This is a genomic window from Steroidobacter sp. (genome assembly GCF_016790065.1).
GTDB lineage: Bacteria > Pseudomonadota > Gammaproteobacteria > Steroidobacterales > Steroidobacteraceae > Steroidobacter.
This window is the reverse complement of the sequence record NZ_JAEUPY010000401.1, coordinates 1-3,657: the sequence shown is the minus strand read 5'-3', so window position 1 is coordinate 3,657 and position 3,657 is coordinate 1. Positions and strand designations below refer to the sequence as shown.

General features: G+C 61.9%; 3 protein-coding genes. 1 reads left to right on the top strand and 2 read right to left on the bottom strand.

What is annotated here, in order from left to right; translation table 11 throughout:
- On the bottom strand, positions 1-1,801 hold a 1,801-nt coding region (locus tag JNL55_RS16575), incomplete at its 3' end, for a carboxypeptidase-like regulatory domain-containing protein (RefSeq protein WP_293855792.1).
- Positions 1,802-1,990: 189 nt separating this feature from the next.
- Here JNL55_RS16575 and JNL55_RS16570 point away from each other — a divergent pair.
- Positions 1,991-2,584 (top strand): hypothetical protein, encoded by a 594-nt coding sequence (locus JNL55_RS16570; RefSeq protein ID WP_293855789.1) that lies wholly within the window; start codon positions 1,991-1,993, stop codon positions 2,582-2,584.
- Here JNL55_RS16570 and JNL55_RS16565 read toward each other — a convergent pair.
- Positions 2,581-3,657: chemotaxis protein CheW (locus tag JNL55_RS16565; protein WP_293855786.1), on the bottom strand; the 1,077-nt coding region annotated here is incomplete at its 5' end. The genes JNL55_RS16570 and JNL55_RS16565 overlap by 4 nt on opposite strands.

Genomic DNA, 3,657 nt, shown 5'->3' with positions numbered 1-3,657 from the left:
TCACGCCTCGGGCCGGACGCATCGGCACGTTCACCGCCGAGGCGGGCGGGCTGTAGGAGACCGGCTGGCGATACAACTCGTAACCCGGTTTATAGACGCTGAGCATGAATTCGCCGGGCTCGAGGCCGGCAAAGTTGAATTGTCCGAAATGGTCGGAGCGACTGCTGGCGCGAGCGTACTCGGTGTTCGGCTGCGTCGGCCAGATAGAAACGTTGGCGCCCACCACCGGCAGCTTGCCACCGTCTTCGAGCAGTCGGCCGGAGAGTTGGGTCGGCGGCACTTCGACATCGAACTGGGTATCGCCTGCAATGCGCACTGTCTGGCTGCGGTAGGCGCCGACGCTGACGATGTACTCGCCGGCAGGTAAGCCGTCGATGGCATACTCGCCGCTGTCAGACGTTTGCACCGGATAGATAAAAGAACCATCGTTGTTAGGTGTCATGGCGTTCGCGCGAAGCATGACGTCCGCCAGTGGCTTGCCACCGCGAGTGACCTGTCCTGACAAGCGTGAACCCGTTGGGAATTCCAAGGTAACGGTGAGGTCGCGGTCGGCCGGCATCTCGACCTGCTTGGTCATCTGGCGGCTCATGCCGACGTTGACGTTGATACTCATCGAGCCCGGCGGCACACCGTTCACTACGAACCTGCCACGCTCGTCGACCCTCACATCCTGCGAGAAATCACCGTAACCCTTGAGTGGATAGACGAACACAGTCACTTCCTTGAACTCCTCGGGTCGCAGACCCGTGACCGTGCCGCGGATGGCGAGGCCGCTGCTTAGCGCCAGCACGATGCCTTCCACTCGTTCGTCGTCGGCGAGTGTGATGTAGCGGCCGCCACTCAATGCGCCGCTCCGTCCGGTGAGGCGATAGCGCCCGGCGGGCAACCGCTCGAACACGAACTCGCTGGAGCTTTCGAGCTGCGTGGCCGTGCCACCGTTCTGATCGAAGTAACTCAGCGTCACCTGACCCGAGACCGCTGTGATGCCGTCGCTGCCGGCGAGGTAGCCGGCGATGCTGCCGCCAGTGCTTAGGCCGATTTCCAGCGGCGCCATTTTGTTTCCTGTGGTGACCGTGAGCTCGCGCGCCGCATAACGTTCAGCATGAGCGGTGACGATGACCGAGCCTGTCGGCAGCCCATCGAGAAGGAACGAGCCATCTTGCTGTGAGCGAACCGAGGGCCGCATTCGGAAGTTGCCTTGATAGCGCCCGACGTGTGCCTCACGAAACTGGAGGGTTGCAGCCGCAACTGGAGCACCGGTGGCTTGGTTGAATACACGGCCACGAACCGCCACGCCCGGCCGCATCGGAATCAGCAGTTCTTCGCTGACTTTGGCGGCGACGAGCTGCACTTCCGGCAATTCGAACCGTTGATAACCGGCGGCCGTGGCGAAGACGGTCCACAGGCCGGCGGGTGCGCAGCCGCATTGAAAACGTCCGTCCTTGGTACGGAAGGAGCGGTGTACCGGTTCGCGTTCCCTAGGGTTGTTGAAACGAAGCGGATGGAAGTGCAGTTCGAACTCGCGCACTGGCTGGCGCGTCACTGCGTCCACCAAGCGGCCACGAAACGTTTCTAAACTCGGCGCGGTCTTCGCAGACGTATCGGCTGCATCGGTAGAGTCGGCGACAGGTTGAATCACTTGCGCCGGCTCTGCTGCCAGCGAAGGCTGCGACCTGTGCGCGGTGGGGTTTGCTGGCGCGGCGGGCGCGACCGCAGGATCGGGCCGCAATGCCCACCAACCTAGCAATGCCAGGCACAGTCCCAGTCCGAGAATCGACGCGACGGCGCGGCGGCGTTCCATAGCTTCAGGCCCGAGGCGAATCCTTGCGCCCAGGATACTCCGAATGGTCGGTGTCGGCCTTCTTACCAACTCCACGCCGGCGCGTCGTTACCGGCTGTGCAATTCATCGGCGGGCCAAGCGTTTGAACGCTACCGGCATGCAAATTGCTCTCTGTCTTCCCGGTCTATCTGTCGAGCTCGATTCGTACAATGTCAAATGCTTCGAAGACGATCGCCAGGGTGTTCGTGTCCATGCTGCTAGCCGCTGCGGGCGTGTCGGCGGCTCATGCCACGGCCGGTTCTGCCAAGCCGCTGGAGGGGACCTGGTGTAGCGAGGACACGAGTACTGGCGAGACCATCGTGCAGTACTTCGCGGCGGGCTCGGACATCACCTCGTTCACTGTGCTCTCTGAAGAAGATCCGCGTCGGATTGGTCAGCAAGCTTCGATTGAGTTGGTGGCTGAAGCGCCGAACGTGTTCGTGCGTCGTGCCTTCGGTGCGGCTGACGAAGAGTTCAGCGTGCATAGCGGGCGGCTCACGGTGAACTCGCTGTGGATTTGGAATCGAGGCACCAATGACGAGACGCGCCAGGTGCTGGCCACGCAAACCTATTACAAATGCGACATGGGTCAGGCCTTGCGGCGTGCGCAGGCCTTCATGGCTTCACCGCAAGCGGAGCAGGCGACTCGGATGGCGCTGGAGCGCGATGCCGATGCCGAGTTGGAAGGGCGCCGGAACGCCAGCAGAGATGCTTACTACACCGGCGTGATTCGCCAGTTCAGTCTGTCACGCGGGATGCGTTAACCCGCCGCTCTGAGTTTGGTCACTGATGCAGTCGGTGGCGGCAACCTGAATCCAGCAGCTCCCGCGTACATCAGCAGTTGCTCGATGTTCATGAGCATGAGCACCGGTTCCTCTGCGTGCTCGGGACGAACGGCGCGGTCGAGAATGGCAGCGCCGCAGCCATTCAACTCGCCCACCGGCAAGATGCGGCTGACTGCGATTTCCGGAATGTCGGCCAGTTCTTCCACCAGCAATCCGAACAGTTGTTCCGAGTCTGCCGCACGCACGGCGATCACGTTGCGAGCATCGGTGCCCGGGCCTGCATTCAATAGTTGACTCAGGTCGATCACCGGCAACGGCATGTCTCGATACATCAGCAGACCGGCGTGCCAGGCTGGCGCGTTCGGAATCGGACGGATGTTAGCGCCGTCCAGGGCTTCGACGATCTCCTCGCGCATCAACCCGAGTCGTTGCTGGCCGCAGTAGAACGTGGCGATATCGACCATGCGCTCTTGTGCAACGGTGCGTCGATGATTCTGCGGCTCGGCGCGACGGATCACGACTCGCTCGACTGCTTCGCCGAGCGGAATCAGGATCAGGCTAAACGCGCCCATGCCGGTGTACTCGCGATAGCCGGAGGTCTTACGTACACCGATGGCGTAATGCATACCGTTCATGCACACCGTTTGCGGGCTAGTGCTGGCGTTTGCTGGTGTGCTGAGCAGCTCGCGTGGCAGATCGATCACATCGCCAGGCTCGTAGTCGGAGGAAGCAGCGAGAACGTTCATGCGCGCATCGACGAACAAGCCGATGGAGCCTTCGATCACGGTGCCGGATTCAGTGCGGGGCAGCGCGTCTCGTAACATCGCTTTGAACTGCGGTGCCGAGTCGAACACGATGCCGATGCCGCCGACCACACGACGAGCTTCGTTACGAATGGCCGCGCCGTAAATCAACGTGTGCTGACCTTGATAGAAATCCGATGGCGCGAAGGCAGAGACCGCGTACTGTTGTGAGTCGCGCAGCTCCAGCGTCGCTGCCATCCAAGGCTCTGCGATGGTGGTGCCGACCTTGCTCGCGTGAGCTGAGTTGGA